The 19,175-nt window shown below is 60.9% G+C and carries 15 protein-coding genes and 1 tRNA gene; 12 read left to right on the forward strand and 4 right to left on the reverse strand.

From position 1 onward, the window contains the following. Positions 1-34: 34 nt before the first annotated feature. On the reverse strand, positions 35-841 hold the full coding sequence (locus NKJ67_RS18275) for an undecaprenyl-diphosphate phosphatase (RefSeq protein WP_127269760.1): 807 nt from the start codon (positions 839-841) through the stop codon (positions 35-37). A 160-nt stretch (positions 842-1,001) separates the two neighbouring features. On the opposite strand from NKJ67_RS18275, the gene NKJ67_RS18280 reads away from it, so the two are divergent. The 11 genes from NKJ67_RS18280 (at position 1,002) to NKJ67_RS35155 (ending at position 12,033) form a co-directional block, all read left to right on the forward strand. Next, entirely contained in the window at positions 1,002-1,694 is a 693-nt protein-coding gene (locus tag NKJ67_RS18280; protein WP_013528622.1) for a glutathione S-transferase family protein, read from the forward strand. Next, positions 1,675-2,829: a tRNA epoxyqueuosine(34) reductase QueG gene (gene queG, locus NKJ67_RS18285; RefSeq protein WP_352582195.1), complete on the forward strand. Its 1,155-nt coding sequence runs from the start codon at positions 1,675-1,677 to the stop codon at positions 2,827-2,829. Before NKJ67_RS18280 ends, queG begins: the two co-directional genes overlap by 20 nt. Further along, a complete protein-coding gene (locus NKJ67_RS18290; protein WP_352582197.1) occupies positions 2,826-3,725 on the forward strand; it encodes an SDR family oxidoreductase in 900 nt (299 codons plus the stop codon). Before queG ends, NKJ67_RS18290 begins: the two co-directional genes overlap by 4 nt. Positions 3,726-3,790: 65 nt before the next feature. Continuing rightward, entirely contained in the window at positions 3,791-4,879 is a 1,089-nt protein-coding gene (mepA, locus tag NKJ67_RS18295) for a penicillin-insensitive murein endopeptidase (protein WP_352582199.1), read from the forward strand. Positions 4,880-5,080: 201 nt separating this feature from the next. Next, a complete protein-coding gene (locus tag NKJ67_RS18300) occupies positions 5,081-6,106 on the forward strand; it encodes a glucokinase (RefSeq protein ID WP_127268267.1) in 1,026 nt (341 codons plus the stop codon). A gap of 137 nt (positions 6,107-6,243) precedes the next feature. Continuing rightward, on the forward strand, positions 6,244-8,103 hold the full coding sequence (locus NKJ67_RS18305; RefSeq protein ID WP_127268268.1) for an ABC transporter ATP-binding protein: 1,860 nt from the start codon (positions 6,244-6,246) through the stop codon (positions 8,101-8,103). Next, positions 8,100-8,921: a 4-hydroxy-tetrahydrodipicolinate reductase gene (dapB, locus tag NKJ67_RS18310; protein WP_127268269.1), complete on the forward strand. Its 822-nt coding sequence runs from the start codon at positions 8,100-8,102 to the stop codon at positions 8,919-8,921. The genes NKJ67_RS18305 and dapB overlap by 4 nt, the downstream gene beginning before the upstream one ends. Positions 8,922-8,952: 31 nt before the next feature. Then, complete coding sequence (locus NKJ67_RS18315; RefSeq protein WP_128308460.1) at positions 8,953-9,573, forward strand: 2,3-bisphosphoglycerate-dependent phosphoglycerate mutase; 621 nt, start codon at positions 8,953-8,955, stop codon at positions 9,571-9,573. A gap of 73 nt (positions 9,574-9,646) precedes the next feature. Next, positions 9,647-9,731: transfer RNA gene (locus NKJ67_RS18320), tRNA-Leu, on the forward strand. Positions 9,732-9,806: 75 nt separating this feature from the next. Next, positions 9,807-11,483, forward strand: coding sequence for a tyrosine-type recombinase/integrase (locus NKJ67_RS18325; protein ID WP_352582202.1), 1,677 nt, complete (start codon positions 9,807-9,809; stop codon positions 11,481-11,483). A gap of 181 nt (positions 11,484-11,664) precedes the next feature. Beyond that, entirely contained in the window at positions 11,665-12,033 is a 369-nt protein-coding gene (locus tag NKJ67_RS35155) for a DUF6998 domain-containing protein (RefSeq protein WP_502905225.1), read from the forward strand. Positions 12,034-12,203: 170 nt separating this feature from the next. Here NKJ67_RS35155 and NKJ67_RS18330 read toward each other — a convergent pair whose 3' ends face one another. Beyond that, the gene (locus NKJ67_RS18330) at positions 12,204-12,425 is read right to left on the reverse strand and encodes a DUF6471 domain-containing protein (RefSeq protein WP_352582204.1); all 222 of its coding nucleotides are present in this window, start codon (positions 12,423-12,425) and stop codon (positions 12,204-12,206) included. 150 nt (positions 12,426-12,575) lie between these two features. On the opposite strand from NKJ67_RS18330, the gene NKJ67_RS18335 reads away from it, so the two are divergent. Then, positions 12,576-12,800 carry a hypothetical protein gene (locus NKJ67_RS18335; protein ID WP_352582206.1) on the forward strand — a complete coding sequence of 75 codons (225 nt, stop codon included), beginning with the start codon at positions 12,576-12,578 and terminating at the stop codon, positions 12,798-12,800. Between the two features lie 1,012 nt (positions 12,801-13,812). Here NKJ67_RS18335 and NKJ67_RS18340 read toward each other — a convergent pair. Together NKJ67_RS18340 and NKJ67_RS18345 are read right to left on the reverse strand one after the other, a co-directional pair. Then, positions 13,813-17,022 (reverse strand): type I restriction endonuclease subunit R, encoded by a 3,210-nt coding sequence (locus NKJ67_RS18340; protein ID WP_352582208.1) that lies wholly within the window; start codon positions 17,020-17,022, stop codon positions 13,813-13,815. Beyond that, positions 17,022-19,154 (reverse strand): GmrSD restriction endonuclease domain-containing protein, encoded by a 2,133-nt coding sequence (locus tag NKJ67_RS18345; RefSeq protein WP_352582210.1) that lies wholly within the window; start codon positions 19,152-19,154, stop codon positions 17,022-17,024. Before NKJ67_RS18345 ends, NKJ67_RS18340 begins: the two co-directional genes overlap by 1 nt. Positions 19,155-19,175 lie beyond the last annotated feature (21 nt).

Below are 19,175 nucleotides of genomic sequence, written 5' to 3' on the forward strand. Positions count from 1 at the left end.
CAATTGGCTTTCCGTCCGCTTCGCGGACCACTCCTCACCCCCAGATCATCAACGCCATCAACCCGACACCGCCGACCACCAGTCGCCACCAGCCGAACAGCGCGTAGCCTTTGCGCGAGACGTAGTCGAGCAGGAAGCGCACGACGATGAGCGCCGTGACAAAGGCGGCGACGAAGCCGACGGCGATGATCGGCAGGTCGGCACTGCTCAGCACGTTGCGGTTCTTGAACAGGTCGAAGGCGAAGGCGCCGACCATGGTCGGGATTGCAAGGAAGAAGGAAAATTCCGCGGCCGCGCGCTTATCGACGCCCAAAAGCAGGGCGCCGACGATGGTCGAGCCCGAACGCGATGTGCCGGGAATGAGCGACAGGCACTGGAAAAGCCCGATCTGCAGGTAAAGCCGGGTCGGGAAGCGCTCGACGTCGCGGTAGACCGGCTTGAGGTTCATGCGGTCCACCGCCAGCAGCACGACGCCACCGATGATCAGCATGATGCAGATCAGCCTCGGCGATTCGAACAGCACCGTCTTGATGAAATCATGCGCCAGCGCGCCGATGATCGCCGCCGGCAGGAAGGCGATCAGGATGCCGATGGCGAAATGCCGCGTCAGCCGGTCATGCGGCAGTTCGAGCAGCATCTTCCACAGGCGGCGGAAATAGACGCTGAGGATCGCCAGGATGGCGCCGAGCTGGATCAGGATCTCGAAGGCCTTGCCGGTCGAATGGAAGCCGAGGAAATGACCGGCAAGCAGAATATGGCCGGTCGACGACACCGGGATGAACTCGGTCAACCCCTCCAGCAGGCCGAGCAGCAGGGCTTCGACGATGGTCTGGCTTTCCATGGCTACCTCGGCATTGGCGTGACGGCTGACAGAAGGGCTTGCTTGTCATGGCGTTGAAGTCCCCCTATAGGTCGCAACACCCTGACGGCCCGCTAACCGGGCGGCCAAGACTTACCGGTGCGCCCTGCGATTCGCCAGTGCGCTTTATCATCGCGGAACCATGCTGACGCTTTTCCACCATCCCATGTTCGCCACCTGTCGCTTCGTCCGCCTCGCATTCGGCGAGTATGGCGAGGAGCTGGCTTTGATCGAGGAAAAGCCGTGGACCCGGCGCAAGGAGTTCCTGGCGCTGAACCCGGCCGGAACGCTGCCGATCCTGCTGGCAGAAGGCGACGTGCCGATCGTCGGCGCGACGGTGATTTCGGAATATCTCGATGAAACGCGCGGCGTGCTGAAGCGCGACAAGCGGCTGTTCGCCGAGGACCCGATGCAGCGCGCCGAAATCCGCCGGCTCATCGACTGGTATCTCAACAAGGCCGAAAGTGAAGTCACCCGCCATCTGGTGCGCGAGCGCGTGCTCAAGCCGGTCATGCCGGAAACGGCTGGCGGCGGCTCGCCCGATTCGGGCGCGATCCGTGCCGCGCGCGCCAACATCCGCCAGCACATGAAATACACCAACTGGCTGGCCGGCACCCGCCATTGGCTGGCTGGCTCCAGGGTCACCTATGCCGATCTCGCGGCCGCGGCGACGCTGTCGGTGCTCGACTATCTCGGCGAGATCGACTGGCGCGAGCACAGCGCTGCACGCGAATGGTACACGCGGGTCAAGTCGCGGCCCTCCTTCCGGCCGCTTTTGACCGACCGGGTGCGCGGCCTGTCACCGGTGTCGCATTATGCGGACCTCGACTTCTGACCCCGCTAAACTGCGCGCGCTGATCGACGCGGAGGCGCAGCGCGCCGGCTTCGATGCCGTTGCCGTCACCTCCCCCGATGCGATCCCGCTGGCGCCGGCGCGCCTGGCCGAATTCGTCGCTGATGGCTTTCATGGGTCGATGGACTGGATCGCCGAGACGCTGCAACGCCGCAGTGAACCAATGGCCCTCTGGCCGCAGGTGCGCTCGATCATCGTGCTGGCGATGAACTATGGCCCCGACCATGATCCGCGCGGGGTGCTGGCCAAGCGCGACTCCGGCGCGATCTCGGTCTATGCGCAAAACCGCGACTATCACGATGTGATGAAGGGGCGGCTGAAGGAGATCGCCGGCAAGATCGTGGCGCGCGCCGGGGGTGATGTGAAGGTATTCGTCGACACCGCGCCGGTGATGGAAAAGCCGCTGGCCGAGGCCGCCGGGCTCGGCTGGCAAGGCAAGCACACCAATCTGGTCAGCCGCGAGCACGGCTCCTGGCTGTTCCTCGGCACCATCTTCACCACCGCCGAACTCGTGCCCGACCGCGCCGAGATCGACCATTGCGGCTCCTGCCGCGCCTGCCTCGACGCGTGCCCGACCGATGCCTTTCCGGCGCCCTACCGGCTCGATGCGCGGCGCTGCATCTCCTATCTCACCATCGAGAACAAAGGGCCGATTCCGCACGAGTTCCGCGAAAAGATCGGCAACCGCATCTATGGCTGCGACGATTGTCTTGCCGCCTGCCCGTGGAACAAATTCGCCCGGGCAGCTTCCGAAGCAAAACTCGTCGCGCGCGATGATTTGCGCGAGCCGCCGCTCGCCGACCTTTTGGGTCTCGATGACGCGGCCTTCCGCGCTTTCTTCTCCGGTTCGCCGATAAAACGCATCGGCCGCGACCGGTTCATCCGCAACGTGCTGATCGCCGCCGGCAATTCCGGCGATGCCTCTCTTGCCGACACTGTGCGCGCCTTGCTGGACGATGCCTCGCCGCTGGTGCGGGGCGCGGCAATATGGGCGCTGGCGCGGCTGGTGCCCGATGCCGAATATTCAGAACGGGCAGCCATCGGCCTGAAAACCGAAAGCGACGAAGCCGTGCGCGACGAATGGCGTCTGGCGCGGCCAATCAGGGCGAATGCATGAGCGAAAAGCAGATATTCATCTTCGGCGCCGGCTATTCCGGCAGGGCTTTTGCTCGGGCTAACAAAGGCGCCGCGACGATCTTCGGCACGACACGCTCGCCGGAAAAATTCGAGACGCTACGGCAGGCCGGTATCGCGCCGCTTCTGTTCGACGGCGCGATGACCGGCGAAATCGGCGATGCATTGGGAAAAACAACGCATCTGCTGATTTCGGTCGCCCCGGAAGAGGCCGGCGATCCCGTTCTGAATGCCGCACGAGAGGCAATCGCTCAAATGCCGGCGCTCGAATGGATCAGCTATCTCTCCACCGTCGGCGTCTACGGCAATTATGATGGCGCCTGGGTCGATGAAACGGCGGAATGCCGGCCGGTGTCGAAGCGCTCGGTGATGCGGGTGGCCGCCGAACGAGACTGGCTGGAGCTGGGCCGCGAGATCGGCCGACCGGGGGCGATCCTGCGCCTGTCCGGCATTTACGGCCCCGGCCGCAACGCGCTGGTCAATCTGGAAAACGGCACTGCAAGGCGGCTGGTCAAGCCGGACCAGGTGTTCAACCGCATCCATTGCGACGACATTGCCGGCGCCCTGTGGCAGCTCATCGAAGGCAATACAGGCGGCATCTTCAACGTCACCGACGACCTGCCGGCGCCGCCGCAGGATGTCGTCGCCTATGCCGCTTCGCTGATGGGTATCGAACCGCCGCCCGAGATTCCCTTCGACGCCGCCCAACTTTCGCCCATGGCACGGTCCTTCTATGGCGAGAACAAGCGTGTCGCCAATGCGGCGATCAAGGCGGCGGGCTATTCCCTGCGGTTTCCAGATTACCGCGCCGCCTTCGACCATATGTGGGCAAGCGGCGATTGGCGTGACGGCGAAGCGCGCAGCCCGATGAAGCGCTGACCATCGAAGCCGCGGGCGCGGCGTGCTATGATTCGGCCCTGGGATTGCGGTGGAGAACCGGGTTCATGAAGACAGCGATGAGGCTATCTCTAGGCAAAACGCCCCTGTTGGCCGCTGCGCTCGGCCTGCTTGCCGTGCTTGGGTTAGCCGTTCAGCCGGCGAGCGCCGAGGAGCGGGCAAAAGACCTGTTCGGCGCCAAGAAACTGCCGGCCGCGACCGCGGCGCAGTCGATCGGATTCTATTCCAAGGGCTGTTTTGCCGGCGGCGTCGCCATTCCCTTGGACGGTCCGACCTGGCAGGTGATGCGGCCGTCGCGCAACCGCCGCTGGGGCCATCCGACGATGATCGCGGTAGTCGAGAAATTGTCGCGGGACGCAGCGGCCGATGGTTGGCCAGGCCTGCTGATCGGCGACATTTCGCAGCCGCGCGGCGGCCCGATGCTGACAGGACATGCCTCGCACCAGATCGGGCTCGACGCCGACATCTGGCTGACGCCGATGCCCCGCCGCCCGCTGTCGATGGCGCAGCGCGAATCGATGAGCGCCACCTTGATGGTCGATGAGAAGACCCATCTGGTGAAGGACGCGCTGTGGACGCCAGCGCACACAAGGCTTCTGAAGCGGGCGGCGAGCTACGGCCAGGTCGAGCGCATCCTGGTCAATCCGGGCATCAAGAAAAAGCTCTGCGACACCGTCAAGGGCGACCGCTTCTGGCTGCGCAAGGTCAGGCCGTTCTGGGGCCACGACTATCATTTCCACATGCGCATCGGCTGCCAGCCGGGCTCGCCCGGTTGCAAGGCGCAGGAAGCGACGCCGGACGATGACGGTTGCGGCAAGCCGCTGGCCTGGTGGTTCACGCAGGAGCCTTGGCGGCCCAACAAGAACCCCGATGCGCCCAAGGCGCGCGACCTGATGACGATGGCGAACCTGCCGGGCGAATGCCGCGCGGTGCTCGACGCGCCGGGGCCGGACTCGGCCGAGGCGGCGACCTACCATGGCGGCGGCGTGCCGGTCGCGGCCGCCGCGCCCGAACCCGAAACGCCGTCATTGCCCGCCACCCCGGCCGCCGCCGGCTTGCCAAGCACGGTGAACGCCTTCACGGCGACGCCCGAGATCGGCGTGCCGCTGCCGCGACCGCGGCCGCCTGGAAACTGACGATCACGGCTTATAGCTTACAGCCTTATAGGCAGGCTCAATCGGTTCAGCGCCTCATTTTTGCGAAACCGTGGCGGTTTGGCCGCAGAGCCGGCCTCAGCGCGCCGCCGGGATCGAAAACCGTTTCCCTTTTCAAACCCATGCGCTAGTCAACGGAAGAACGGCCAGATGCCGTCGGGGGCGCCGGAGACGGACGAGAGCATGCCACGCACAGGCGACGACGACACTTTGCTGCGGTTTCCGATCCTGATCGGCGACATCGGCGGCACCAATGCGCGCTTTTCGATCGTGCTCGACGCCAATTCCGAGGCAGGCGAGCCGACCATCGTCCAGACGGCGAACTACAACACCATCGACGAGGCGATCCAGGCGGCCGTGCTCGACCGCTCGTCGGTGCGTCCCAAATCGGCGGTGCTGGCGGTGGCTGGCCCGGTCGACGGCGACGAGATCGAGCTGACCAACTGCCCCTGGATCGTCAAGCCGAGGAAAATGTTCGCCAGCCTCGGCCTGAGCGACATCGTCGTGCTCAACGATTTCGAGGCGCAGGCGCTGGCCGTCGTTGCGCTCGGCGAGGAGCACATGGAAAAGATCGGCGGCGGCACGCCGGAGCCCAATGCCGGGCGCGTCGTGCTCGGCCCCGGAACCGGGCTCGGCGTCGCCGGGCTGGTCCATGCGCTGCACCATTGGATACCGGTGCCCGGCGAGGGCGGCCATATGGACATCGGCCCGCGCACACCGCGCGATTTCGAGGTTTTTCCGCATATCGAGAAGCTCGAAGGCCGCGTTTCGGGCGAGCAGATCCTGTGCGGACGCGGTCTGGTCAATGTCTACAGGGCGGTGGCCAAGGCGGACGGCAAGCCGTCGCCCTTCACCACGCCGGCCGAGATCACTGCCGCGGCACTTGCGAAAACCGATCCGGTTGCAGTGGAAGCGCTGGAGATTTTCGTCACCTGCCTTGGGCGCACCGCAGGCGACCTTGCTCTGGTGTTCATGAGCCGCGGCGGCGTGTTCCTCACCGGTGGCATCGCGCAGAAGATCGTGCCGGCGCTGAAAGCCGGCAATTTCCGCGCCGCTTTCGAGGACAAGGCGCCGCACAGCGCGATGATGCGCACCATGCCGGTCTACGTCATCACCCACCCGCTGGCCGCACTTCTGGGCCTTGCCGCCTATGCCAGGAACCCCTTGCTGTTCGGTGTCCAGACGGAGGGCCGGCGCTGGCAGGCCTGAAAGCCAGCGAAGCGCTCGCGCCCCGCGACGAAGTTAATCAGGTGCGGGCATAGGCAATCAGGCCGCAGGGCGTTAAGAGGGGTGCCGAATTTGCAGCCCCGGTCCCACGAGGCGGAAAACCACAAAGCGCTCCCGATTTGACACTTGAAGCTCCAAACAAACAAAAAGCCCGGCCCGGCGAGGTCACAGCGGTGCTCCGCCGCATCCTCGCTGAAAACGGCAAAGAGTATCGCTGGACCTATGTCGTCGCCGTCTCTTGCCTGCTGATCGTTTCCGGCACCACCGCCTTCACGGCGTGGATCATGGCCCCGATGATCAACCAGATCTTCTACGAACGACGCGGCGATATGCTCTGGTTGATCTGCGCCGGTTTCATGGGGGCCTCCCTGCTGCGCGGCTTCGCCGGTTACGGCCAAGCAGTCGCGTTGGCCAGTATCGGCAACAATCTGGTCGCGCGCTACCAGAAGCGTAGCTTCGACCATCTGATGAAGCTCGGCGTCAACTTCTTCAACGATACGCGTTCCGGTCGGCTGGCGGCACAGGTCAGCGAGAATGTCGGCGGCGTTCGCGATCTGCTGTCGCTGACACTGACCTCCATCAGCCGCGACGCGGTCACGCTGGTCGCTCTCGTCGGCGTGATGATCTATCAGGATCCGGTGTTGTCGCTCAGCTCGCTGCTGATCGGCCCTCCACTGATCTGGGCCGTCGTCTATATCACCCGCCGACTGCGGCGTATCAACCGGGAATCCGTCCTGATCAATTCGCGGCTGAACGGGTCCGTGCAGGAAGCCACGCAAGGCATCGCCATCGTCAAGGCCTTCACCTTGGAGGCCGAGCTGGCGCGCCGCATCGGCATCATGGCGGACACGGCCGAGCAGCGTAACAACAAGATCGCCCGCGTCTCGGAGCGGCTGTCGCCGATTTCCGAGATTCTGGGCGGTCTCGCCATCACCTCCGTACTTGCCTATTCCGGCTACCGGGCGTTGTATCTTGGGCAGCCGCCGGGCGCGGTTTTCTCCTTCATCACCGCGCTGATCATGGCTTACGATCCGGCAAGACGCCTGGCGCGCACACAGGTGGGCATGGAACGTGCCCTGGTCAACGCGCGCATGATCTACGAGTTGCTCGACCTGGAGCCGAAACAGGGCGACGCACCCGATGCCGTCGAGGCGAGGATCACCACCGGCGAGGTGCGTTTCGACAATGTGACGTTCGGCTACAGCGCCGACATGCCGGTACTTAGGGACCTGAGCTTTACCGCCGCGGCCGGCAAGGTGACGGCGATCGTCGGTGCGTCGGGCGCCGGCAAATCGACGCTGGTGGCCCTCTTGCAGCGCTTCTACGACGTCGACCGGGGCAGCATCGAGGTCGATGGCCAGGACATCTCGAAGGTAACCAAGCATTCGCTGCGGCAGTCGATCGCCTATGTGGCGCAGGCGCCCTATCTGTTCGAAGGCACGATCCGCGACAACATCCGCTACGGCCGTCTGTCGGCCACGGACGCCGAGATCGAGCAGGCGGCGAAACAGGCGGCAGCCGACGAGTTCATCCGCCAGCAGCCGCAAGGTTACGACACGCCGGTCGGCGAAGGCGGCTCGACCCTTTCCGGCGGCCAGCGCCAGCGCGTCTCGATCGCCCGCGCCATCGTGCGCCAGGCACCGATCCTGCTGCTCGACGAGGCGACATCGGCGCTCGACAACGAGGCGGAGGCGCGCGTCCAGGAAGCGCTGACCCAAGTCATGCAAGGCCGCACCACCATCGTCATAGCGCATCGGCTGTCGACGGTGGTCAATGCCGACCACATCATCGTGCTGGAAGAGGGACGGTTGGTCGAGGAAGGCACCCATGCGACGCTGATGGCCGACCCGGACAGCATCTATTCCCGCTTCCACCGCATCCAGGGCAAGAAGGGACTGGGGCTTGTCGAGGACCGCGAGCCGATCCAAACTCCGGTCCGGGCCACGCGTGCGAAGAAGACTGCTGTGAGGAGCACATGAGCGAAGCAGGCGATATGGGCCTGGTGGTGGTGGGCGCTGCCGGCCGCATGGGCCAGACGCTGATCCGCGCCATCCACACCATCCCCGGCGCGCGGGTCATCGGCGCGGTCGAGCGGGCGGGTTCGCCCTATCTGGGCAAGGACGCAGGCGAACTGGCGGGCATCGGTATCATCAACGTGCCGATCGGCGACGATCCGCTGCCGGTCTTCGCCAAGGCAGACGGCGTGCTCGACTTCACCACGCCTGCTTCGACGGTCGAATTCGCGGGCTATGCGGCGCAGGCGCGCATCGTTCACGTCATCGGCACGACCGGGTGCACGGCCGACGACAATGCGAAAATCGCGGCGGCGGCGCGCCATGCGACGATCGTCAAGTCGGGCAATATGAGCCTCGGCGTCAATCTGCTGGCGGTGCTGGTCGAGCAGGCGGCACGCGCGCTCGATGCCGACGATTTCGACATCGAGATCCTCGAAATGCACCATAAGCACAAGGTCGACGCGCCATCGGGCACAGCGCTGCTGCTGGGCGAAGCCGCCGCCGCCGGGCGTGGTATCGAGCTTTCAGGCAATGAGGTACGCGTCCGCGACGGCCACACCGGCGTGCGCAAGACAGGCTCGATCGGCTTTGCCACCCTGCGCGGCGGCTCTGTCGTCGGCGACCACAGCGTGATGCTGGCCGGCACCGGCGAGCGCATCACGCTTGCCCACCATGCCGAGGACCGCGCCATCTTCGCCCGCGGCGCCGTCAAGGCCGCCTTGTGGGCGCGCGGCAAGAAGCCAGGATTGTATTCGATGCGGGACGTGCTCGGCTTGAGCTGAGGCGGACCATCCACACCTTGTAGGAGCAAACATGTCGAGAACCCTCGTGCTCGTGCGCCACGGCCAGAGCGAATGGAATTTGAAGAACCTGTTCACCGGCTGGCGCGACGTCGACCTGACCGAGCAGGGCCACGCCGAGGCCAAGTCCGCGGGGCAAAAACTCAAGGCGCGCGGCCTGAAATTCGACATCGCATTCACCTCGGCGCTGATCCGGGCGCAAAAGACCTGCCAGCACATCCTCGACGCGGTCGGCCAGAGCGATCTGAAGACCACCCGCGACCAGGCACTCAACGAGCGCGACTATGGCGACCTCTCCGGCCTCAACAAGGACGACGCCCGCAAGAAATGGGGTGAGGAGCAGGTGCATGTCTGGCGCCGCTCCTACGACGTGCCGCCGCCCGCCGGCGAAAGCCTGAAGGACACCGGCGCCCGCGTCTGGCCCTATTACCTGCACGACCTGCAGCCGCATGTGCTGCGCGGCGGCACCGTGCTGGTCGCTGCGCACGGTAACTCGCTGCGCGCGCTGATCATGGCGCTCGACGGCAAGTCGGGCGAGGAGATCGTCAAGCTGGAACTCGGCACCGGCGTGCCGGTCATCTACCAGCTCAACGCCGATTCCACCGTCGCTTCGAAGGAAGTGCTGGACGACTGAGCCGGCGAACGGAGCACCTGCGAAAAAAGCGCGTTGACAGCAATCGCTTGCCCGCTTACATGAGCCCGCACCAGCCCAGATGGCGGAATTGGTAGACGCGCACGGTTCAGGTCCGTGTTCCGCAAGGAGTGGAGGTTCGAGTCCTCTTCTGGGCACCAATCCCTTTGTAAGCTCTTGATTTCCCGGAAACCTTAGGTTTCCGGGTCATCGACTGCTACACAAAGGTGATGTACATGGTCATTCAAATGACTTCCCCCACAAGACGACTCAATTCGACTGTCCTTCAGTTCCGCAGGCGAGTTCCGGCAGATATTTTGAGGATCGCCCAGAACGAACGCGTCGTATTGCATTTTCCAAAAAATAACACCGACCCACAGCTGTTCATCCAACCGAAGTTGGGGGAGGTCGTCAGCTTTTCGCTTGGGACAAGCAGCAAGCTAGCTGCGAAGGTGCGCACCAGCATAGCCGTGGCCCAGTTGGAGCGAGCCTATCAGGCACTTCGCGCCGGGCAGGTCGCTCTTTCCCAACGGCAAATCGTAGCATTGTCAGGAGAAATCTATCGGCTGTTTGTCGAAAGCTTTCAGGAAAACCCAGGCACACCTAGAGATTGGTCCTCGTTCAAAGCTCTCAATCGAGCAGCGCGTGAAGGACGATTGGAGAACCTCCCTCCGATTGGCTTTTCATTTCCGCAAGAGAACGACGTGGCTACGTCCGTTTTTGGGCAGGATCTCACGGAAGGCGTCAACTCGCTGCCCCCATCGACGAATTCAATCGCACTCGAAAGGCGATTTGGCGGTCTGGTCTCGTGGGTGTTGGGTCTTCATGCCATTTTGATCGACATAGCAAGCCGATACAAGCTGCTGATGGCCGTGGATCAGGCCGTAACCGACGCTGCTTACGCGCTCAAGCGAAATGCCGACGGCGACTACTCACCCGATCCGAGGGCTGACCGTTTCCCGGCCTTCGTTCAAACCGGGCTAGTATCTCTCCAAGCCTTGTTCGACAAATGGGCTAGTGAGCGCTCTCCAGCGGCCAGCACACAGACGACCTGGCGCACCGCGATCAAATCCTTGCAAAGCCACGTCGGCCATGAGGATGCCCGCCGCATAAAGGAGACTGACGTAGTCTCATGGAAAGATGGGTTGGTTGCGGCCGGCTTGTCGGCCAAGACCATCAACGGATCGTACTTGGCAGCTCTCAACGTCCTATACGTCTTCGCCATCGCAAATAAGCTGCTCTCCGAAAACCCAGCAATCGGCATTCGCGCCGCGACGGCGAACAAGGCTGGCACGAGGATGCTGCCTTATTCAACGGAGGAAGTTGGTCGCCTTCTATCGATAGCGGAACAAAAAGGAACGCCTCGGAGACGTTGGTTGGTTTGGCTTGCCGCCACCAGCGGCGCCAGGATCGGTGAAATCGCTCAACTTTGGGGGAGTTCGATAGCCCGAGAAGACGATATTGACGTGATGCGAATAATGCCTGCTCCTGACGGAGGTTCACTAAAGAACGAGGGTTCGGAACGCACCGTTCCAATTCATTCCGCCGTTGTCGCAGCCGGCTTCCTCGAGTTCGTCAAGCAGCAAGGTAATGGCCCCCTCTTTTATCGGCGTTCTTCCGGCAAGCCGACAAAGACGCATGCCTCAAAGGGCGTTACAAACCACCTCGCATCTTGGATACGCGAGGAAGGATTTTCGGATCCGCGCAAGGCACCAAACCACGCCCTTCGCCATTGGTGGAAATCTCAGGCTGTTGATGCCGACATCCAGGATAGCTTGGCAGATCATATCCAAGGCCATGCCACTAGGTCTGCAGCCGGCGGATACCGCCACTTTAGCATCGAGACTGTCGCGAAGGCCGTTGAGAAAATTCCGCTCCCTATACCCACTAAAAACGTCATCACTTCCGACTAGTGCTGGAACGTGGAGGGGGTGGGTGACTGGCGCGTTCTTGCGGTTTAATTTGGAGGGACCTTTGCTAGCCCCGCAGCTTCGCAAGATCCGTCGTCGTCCGCATCGCGGCAAAGCTGCCACCATCGAGAGGAACCCATGATCACCCTGCCCGAGTCGGTGAGGGCGCTGACCTTCACCCTTGATGGTAAGCTGGTGGGCGACGTTGGGCGAACCGGTGGTGGCCGAAGCATTCGGAATAACGTTATGCCGAAAGCCGACGCCTGGTGTTGACGGGCACGCGGCAGACGGTCGATCGGTGCAGATTAAGGCAACGGGTCGTCCGAACGCCGGCCCGGCGTTCACGCTGGGTGAGGGTGTTGCAGATCACTTGATTTTCGTTCGTAATGATTTCGCCGCTGGGAACGTAACCGTCCTCTATAATGGGCCGGAGGCACCGATGCGCCCGTGCTGCCTCCTAGATGGTCGGGGACGAAAGTCATCCCTATCTCGAAGGTGTTGGCGACCTGACGCCATTGTGGACGAGAAACAGCGGCTGTGCCGTATCCGGTAAGCGGTGGTGCCTGGATACTGCCAACGGCCCACTATCTGCTCAAAACCGTCCGATGGGTAACGCGGGATGCCGCATTTTCACACGAACCGCCGTCTGCGCGTCAGGGGCTGCGAGGAAACCCTTTGCGGCACGCTCCGTGTGAAGCCTGATGCTAAACGGAATATCAGCCACTAGTCGAGCCGCAAGCGTTCTGAGCCAACGGCTTTCAGGCATTGCGCAAGAAAGACTGCGCTAAAACGACCCCGCGCCAATTTGTTGCGGATATTGGCTTCTTTCTCATCGACTCCAAGAGCGGCCAATTTGTCCGCAAGCTCGGCGTAGGTCACGCCTTTCAGCTTCAGCTCTGCCTTCAACAGATTGCTGATCAGCTTTTCCCAGTCGGTCGTCGGCATGGCAGCCCCAAAATAAAGTTAGCAGCCTCATTGAACGCACTGTCTTTGCGCCTTATGTATCGTAAACAGTATTTAAGCAACCAAAAGATACCCATAAATCACTTCGTGGCAGCTTTGGCACAGCCGGTTGCCCCTTAAAGGAATTCCAAAATGAAAATCGACCCCACGACAGCGAACGCGCTGAACGAACTTTTGCGCGAACTCGCCTCGGAGCTGGATCTTCACTACGAGGACGACGCCTTCCAGGCAATCGAACCCACGATTGATGCTATGAAACGCGCTGCCAAATTGGTGACGGATGCCGGCTACACAGCTCCGGAGTCATATCAGCACATCGTCAGGCGCTTCGAGCGCAATGCTCTCTCTAAGAGATAGCGTCAAGCCGCTTGAAACCCGATGCGCCGTCGAACGGCGGCTGCGTCACAAACGTAACCTGACTCCTCCACATGGAAGCATGCACACCATGTCACCGATCTCTGAACCCACAATATCGAGTGCAGACTATCTCGCCCAGGCTAGGAAGCAATTCCAACACTCACCGATCCTCCAAAGGCGTATACCACAATGGATGCTTGAGGAAAATTTTGACTACGGCGTTCACGAAGCCCATGTGGACCTACTCCTCGATCCAACCAGCTGGAGTGAGGCTATCTTGGATGGAAAACGAAAACCTCGTGTCTTCATCGACACTTGTCGCAATCAGAGTGGGAATGTTGAAGTCCGTTGTTTAGGAGGCCGTCACAGAATTCTTTTTCGGAACGATTTCACATGGGATTATTTTAACAGGGCGACGACGGGCGCCTACGGAGCCCATCGCAGTGAAGGCGAGATAATATGGATCAAAGACTTCGATAGACTCGTCACCAACGTCTCCACGCATCAATGCCCAGCCGCAACCGCCCTCCTCCTCGGGTTCGCGGCGCGGTTAAACGAACTTATTGAAAGGCTCGCGAGAGGCGTGGATCTTGTCGGTGCGGTTAGGATGGACGTTACTCACGCAGGAGAGCGCCGGACGTCAGTCGATTTTGTTCCAAGTGTTTCACCAGCCCGTCTTCAGGAACTTCGTGCTGAGCAGTGGGAATGACCTAGCCTGGCAGGTTGGTAACCTACCCACGTTGATACCTACGCAGCAGGAAGCGAACCTCGCCAAAACCGCTCAGATCGCTTCAGGCAAACAAACTGGCGGCAGGCTGAATTTTGAATTGAGCACGTTTTGCGGTCAAATGGATTATCCCGCGCGGAAGGAGTACAGGCTTTTTCTGCCGGAGTGTGGGGCGGCGCGGGAGTGGTTCTAAATTTCCTGCGAAAAAAAATTTGATTTTTGACCCGCTATGATAGTGCCGTCGCGATATTCCGCAGGTGCCCGCCACGAGCAATCTCTATTGCGTCAATGTGCTGCCGCAACCTCCCTTAACATGACCTCCGCCTGTGCCAAGACGGTCTGCACAGCTTCCTGCTCAAGATCGGGCGGGTAGCCGTACTTCTTAAGGATGCGCTTTACAAGAATGCGCATACGGGCGCGGGCGGTTGCCTTGTGGTGCCAGTCGACCGTTGCAGAGCCTCGCATCTGCTCGACAAGTTCGTGAGCGATCACCCTTAGCTTCTCACTACCCATCGCCTCGACGGCGCTCTCGTTCTCGGCAAGGGCGTCATAAAAGGCTAACTCCTCCGGAGATAGCCCATGCTCCTCACCTCTAGCCGCTGACGCCTTTATGTCCCTTGCCAGTGCGATCAGTTCTTGGATCATCTCAACGGTCGATATCGCGTTGGCATGATATCGGGCCACGGCTTCCTCAAGACGCCGCGAGAACGACCTGGTCTCCACGACGTTCGACCTCGACCGGCTGCTGATCTCGCCGTTGAGCAGCTTCTTCAAAGCCTCCAGAGCGAGGTTCTTCCTCTCCATTTGCTGGATTTCGGCAAGGAACTCCTCGGATAGGATCGACAGGTCTGGGGTCTGGATACCCGCAGCCTTCAGGATGTCCACGATTTCTGCGCTAGCGACGGCCTGATTGAGTAGCTGTTCAACCGCAAAGGTCTTGGCCCGATCCGACATCTTGCCCTTCGCCGTCGTCTTGGCGAGCGCGGCACGAACTGCCTGAAAGAAGCCGATCTCATCCCGTATCGCTCGGGCCTCGTCACTAGCGGACGCCAGCGCATACGCTTTGCTCAGCTCCAGAACCACATCCTGATAGCGTCGGTGCGCCTTTTTCTTGTCGTCGGCGCCCGAAACCTTCGCAGCCTCCCGCTCTTGCCACGCGAGGATCCAATCGATGGAGTCAGCCAGCGCCACCAGGCGTTGCATGGGCTGGCCGAGGACGCCGAAACGGTAGTCATGTCCGTGGAACATCCCTCGCACGACCTCATGCTTCTCCATCAGGACGGCAACAGCCGCCTCCTCATCAATGCCTGTCTTTTCCTGATCGGAAGTTGTGTATTCGCCCAACGCGTTTTTGAGGTTTTGGGCGATGCCGATGTAGTCAACAATCAACCCACCTGGTTTATCCTTGAACACCCGATTGACGCGAGCGATGGCCTGCATCAGTCCGTGTCCGCGCATGGGTTTATCGATGTACATAGTGTGCATGCAAGGCGCGTCGAAGCCTGTCAGCCACATGTCGCGCACGATCACCAGCTTGATTTCGTCCTCGGGATCACGCGCCCGCTTGGCAAGCGCATCGCGCCGCTTCTTACTGCCGATGTGCGGTTGCCAGTCAAGCGGATCGGATGCTGACCCGGTCATAACAATCTTGATGGCGCCCTTGGCATCGTCATCGGAATGCCAATCCGGCCGTAGTGCGATGATATGCTTATAAAGGTCAACGCAGATGCGGCGGCTCATGCACACCGCCATCGCCTTGCCGTTCATACCGGCGATGCGTGCTTCTAGGTGCTCGACCATGTCGGCTGCAATCAGCGATAGTCGCTTCTCCGATCCAACCAGCCGCTCGACGGTCGCCCATTTGGCCTTCTGCTTCTCCTGTTCGGAGAGCGTATCGTCTTCGAGGATCGCCTCGATCTCGGCGTCGATCCGGGGCTTCTCATCTTCGTTCAGCTCGATACGGGCAAGTCTGCTTTCGTAGAAGATCGGAACCGTCGCGCCATCCTCAACGGCGCGGCTGATGTCGTAAATGTCGATGTACTCACCGAATATCGCAGGCGTGTTTACGTCGTCGGCTTCAATGGGGGTTCCGGTGAAGCCAATGAAGGAAGCGTTGGGCAGGCCCTGGCGGATGTAATGCGCGTAGCCATAGCGACGCTTGCCCGAGGTCTTGTCCAGCTTGGCGTCAAAACCGTACTGGCTTCGATGTGCCTCGTCAGCCATGACGATGACATTGCGACGGTCGGTCAGGACGGGAAAGCTCTCCTCCCCGACCTCAGGCGAGAATTTCTGAACCGTTGTGAAAATCACGCCGCCGGAGGCGCGGTTGAGCAGCCGACGAAGCTCATCACGGCTGTCTGCCTGCTCGGGCGTCTGGCGGATCAGGTCGCGGCACAGGCTGAACGTCCCGAACAGCTGGTCGTCAAGGTCGTTGCGGTCGGTCAACACAACCAGCGTCGGGTTCTCCAGCGCCTTCGACCTCACGATCAGCCCACCGAAGAATGCCATCAACAGGCTTTTGCCCGAACCCTGCGTATGCCAGATGACGCCGATCTTGCGGTCACCGTCAGGCTTCGCCGCCTCGATGGCGCTGGTGAGCGCCTTCGTTGCCCCATGGAACTGATGGTATCCGGCGATGATCTTGAACGGACCTTCGCCTTTGTCGCCAAACACGATGAAGTCGTGCAGCAAGGCGAGGAACCGTTTGCGGTCGAACACGCCACGCAGCAGCGTCGCCATCTCGCGAGGGCCGTGGGGTGTGAAATCGCCATCAGCTCCCGTCACCGTCCGCCACGGCATGAACCGTTCCTCGTCAGCGGTAAGCGACCCTATCCGAGCCAGAACACCATCCGAAGCGATCAAGACCGCGTTCGTCCGAAACAGGGACGGCACTTGCGCCTTGTACGTCTGGAGCTGATTGAAGGCAGCGCCAATGTCGGCGGTTTCGTCACCAGCGTTCTTTAATTCGATGATGGCGAGGGGCAGGCCGTTGACGAACACCACCATGTCAGGGCGGCGCTTGTGGCGGCCCTCGACCACCGTAAACTGGTTCGTCACCAGCCAGTCGTTGTTGTCCACATTGTCGAAGTCGATCAGCCATACCTTATCGCCCCTGATCTCCCCATCGGCCACTACGAACTCAACATCGGCACCTTCGGTGAGTAGCCGATGGATACGCCGGTTCTCCTCGACTAGTGATGGAGTCTCGGTGACGAACAACTGCCTGATCGCGGATGCGCGGGCCTCGGCCGGGATGGTCGGGTTCAGACGGCCCACCGCTGCCTTCAGACGAGAAGTCAGGATAGTGTCAGAATAGGCATCTCGCTCGGGGGCGGAGCCGTCAGGCGCGATCTGGCTGGACGGCGCGTAGATGTAGCCAAGCTCTTCGAATATGGCTACGGCGGCATTCTCCACGACGTTCTCGCGGAAGCCCGACGGCGCATAGCCGGTCTCGACCTGCTGGTAGACGATGTCTATCCCGTCGCCCTGAGGCATCAGACAAAACGCTCCTTGATGTAAATGAGCGCCTGCTCGCCTGCCATCTCGCGGGAGGAATTGCCGTTTCGAACGTAGAAACGCTCCATGGGCACTCCACCTTTATCCGCGATCTTGAGGTAAATCGGCTTGTTGGCCGGCGCGACATCGATCCGACAGATTTCCTTCTCATCGATTATCGGAAAGGAGGCCTTGAGTTTCGTCGCACCAAAAGCCTCGCCAAAGGCATTGATGACGAGAGTTTTTAGGTGCAGTTCGAACTTGTCGCGATCACCCCCGCCCATGCTCTTGTAGTCGTTGTCGAGGCCGGAAATAGAGCCATCGTCAGCCACGCCGACCACTAGCGTCCCGCCTTGCAAATTGGCGAACGCGGCGATGGTCTTCATTATGACGCCTTCGAGGTCCTTGTTCACATTCCCTTGACGGATGTCCCAGCGAAGCGTTTCCTTGAACTCGACGTCTTCGTTCTCACCTTCGCCGATCAAATCCTCCAAGCTAATGCCTTCGGAAACGGCACTCGTATCGGCCAGACCCTCAAGCCAGGCATTGAGGCTGTCCGCCAACATCTTGCGACGTGTCTTGAGGAAGAGTTCATAGTTTTCGATTTGCCAGAGTTCTTGGTCCTCCGGGATCAATTGCAAAGAAAGAGCTTTCGACTGGTTCTTGGCCACCGCGGCCAAATACCCCTCGGTCTCCTTTTTACCTTTCGACCGATTGGCGATTTGAGTCAGGAAGGCCCGGTTGGTCAGCTCCTGCGCCAATTGGTACTTCAGCCGGTTCTCCATGCCATACCCCTCAGCCTTGAGGTTGGCGAAGGCGAAGATGTGGTCGTACTCCAGTTTGTACTTCTCACCCATGGGGTGATGAATGGATACGCCGGTTGTAAGGCACTTCGCCCCTCTGCTCTTAAGGTGCCAGCGCACGAGGCCGAACAGCGGATGCTGGATAGCGCTGCCCACAAACTCATCGGCGGCAATCGAAATCGCTCCACCTCGTTCCTCACGGATCACGTCCAGGAGGCGGTCGAACGGCATGTCGGATGTCGCGACAATCTTTAGGTCATGATCAAGCCGCTGGGGAAGCTGGCTCACGTAGCGCCGACGAACCTGCGAATAGTAGAACCACTTCACCACCTTCTGAATATCGGTATGGCTCAGTTTGCAGTCACGTTGGAAGCAATAGGCGACGATTGGGATCAGCGCGTAGATCGAGTTGATTTCATCAGTGTGGTCGACGTAGGCGTGGTCGCGTAGCAGGTTCGCAACATAATCTAAGACCTTGGCATCGAGCGCTTTCCATGCTGCCCGGATCGCGTCGTTGTTGTCTTCAGAATGCAGCTTGCGCATCTCGGAGCCGCCCTGGTGCAAAATAGCGAGCAGGGCGAAGACGACGAAATCCAGCTTGAATACGAAGCCATTCTTCTTGAGCGCCTCCAGCTTCGCCTTGAACGCTTCACGTGCCTGTGGCCAGTAACCTGAGATTTGCGCCAACGCGAGTTCGGCGTCCGTAAGCGCCACCCCGCCCGCATTGACGATGTAGAATATATCGATTGCCTCTCGCAGCGACGCCCTCACCGGGATATTCTGCTCTGGGAAATCGCGTTCGAGAATAGCCTGCACGGCGGCAAAGTTATCGTCGATCTGATCGTCCTCTGCCTTCGTCAACTCTCGGCCAGCCTTCTCCAGCGCTCGCACCACGTCCTTCGCGCGAACATTCTTCTTGAAGATGTCAGTGACGTTCAGCCAGCGCGGATCGGCGTCCATCCGCTTCTGAAAATACTCAAGCTCTAGGGTCTCGACATTGACATGGAGCCCCCGCGTATCATCGGTGACTTCGTCAAGCGTATAGTAGGGTGGCAGTTCACCCCGGATCAGCAGATAGAGCGTGGTGACGCGCTGCTGCCCATCGAGGAGGATTTTGACGGTGCCCTGCTTTGGGTCATAGACGTGATCTCCCTTGAGTTCCGGCGGGTGATTGGTGTCCCAGGTCAGGATCGTTCCGGTCGGATAGCCCTTAAGCATCGACCCGATGAGAAGCTTGGCATCCCGCTTCTTCCAAACGTACTCGCGCTGAAAAGCCGGGACAAAGAGCTGCTTTTCCTCGATCTTTTCAAGAATGCTGCGGATCAACATGGTGGGATGTCTCAAGGAGTG

The sequence above is a fragment of the Mesorhizobium sp. M0088 genome (genome assembly GCF_040322895.1).
Lineage (GTDB): Bacteria > Pseudomonadota > Alphaproteobacteria > Rhizobiales > Rhizobiaceae > Mesorhizobium.

Excerpts from the sequence above, each read along its gene's own strand:
- NKJ67_RS18300 (WP_127268267.1), top strand. The coding sequence starts at position 5,081 with ATGCCACGCACAGGCGACGACGACACTTTGCTGCGGTTTCCGATCCTG.
- NKJ67_RS18330 (WP_352582204.1), bottom strand. The coding sequence starts at position 12,425 with ATGCCGACGACCGACTGGGAAAAGCTGATCAGCAATCTGTTGAAGGCA.
- NKJ67_RS18345 (WP_352582210.1), bottom strand. The coding sequence starts at position 19,154 with ATGTTGATCCGCAGCATTCTTGAAAAGATCGAGGAAAAGCAGCTCTTT.
- NKJ67_RS18340 (WP_352582208.1), bottom strand. The coding sequence starts at position 17,022 with ATGCCTCAGGGCGACGGGATAGACATCGTCTACCAGCAGGTCGAGACC.
- NKJ67_RS18290 (WP_352582197.1), top strand. The coding sequence starts at position 2,826 with ATGAGCGAAAAGCAGATATTCATCTTCGGCGCCGGCTATTCCGGCAGG.
- NKJ67_RS18325 (WP_352582202.1), top strand. The coding sequence starts at position 9,807 with ATGGTCATTCAAATGACTTCCCCCACAAGACGACTCAATTCGACTGTC.
- NKJ67_RS18335 (WP_352582206.1), top strand. The coding sequence starts at position 12,576 with ATGAAAATCGACCCCACGACAGCGAACGCGCTGAACGAACTTTTGCGC.
- NKJ67_RS18315 (WP_128308460.1), top strand. The coding sequence starts at position 8,953 with ATGTCGAGAACCCTCGTGCTCGTGCGCCACGGCCAGAGCGAATGGAAT.
- NKJ67_RS18280 (WP_013528622.1), top strand. The coding sequence starts at position 1,002 with ATGCTGACGCTTTTCCACCATCCCATGTTCGCCACCTGTCGCTTCGTC.
- NKJ67_RS18275 (WP_127269760.1), bottom strand. The coding sequence starts at position 841 with ATGGAAAGCCAGACCATCGTCGAAGCCCTGCTGCTCGGCCTGCTGGAG.
- NKJ67_RS35155 (WP_502905225.1), top strand. The coding sequence starts at position 11,665 with ATGGTAAGCTGGTGGGCGACGTTGGGCGAACCGGTGGTGGCCGAAGCA.
- dapB (WP_127268269.1), top strand. The coding sequence starts at position 8,100 with ATGAGCGAAGCAGGCGATATGGGCCTGGTGGTGGTGGGCGCTGCCGGC.
- queG (WP_352582195.1), top strand. The coding sequence starts at position 1,675 with ATGCGGACCTCGACTTCTGACCCCGCTAAACTGCGCGCGCTGATCGAC.
- mepA (WP_352582199.1), top strand. The coding sequence starts at position 3,791 with ATGAAGACAGCGATGAGGCTATCTCTAGGCAAAACGCCCCTGTTGGCC.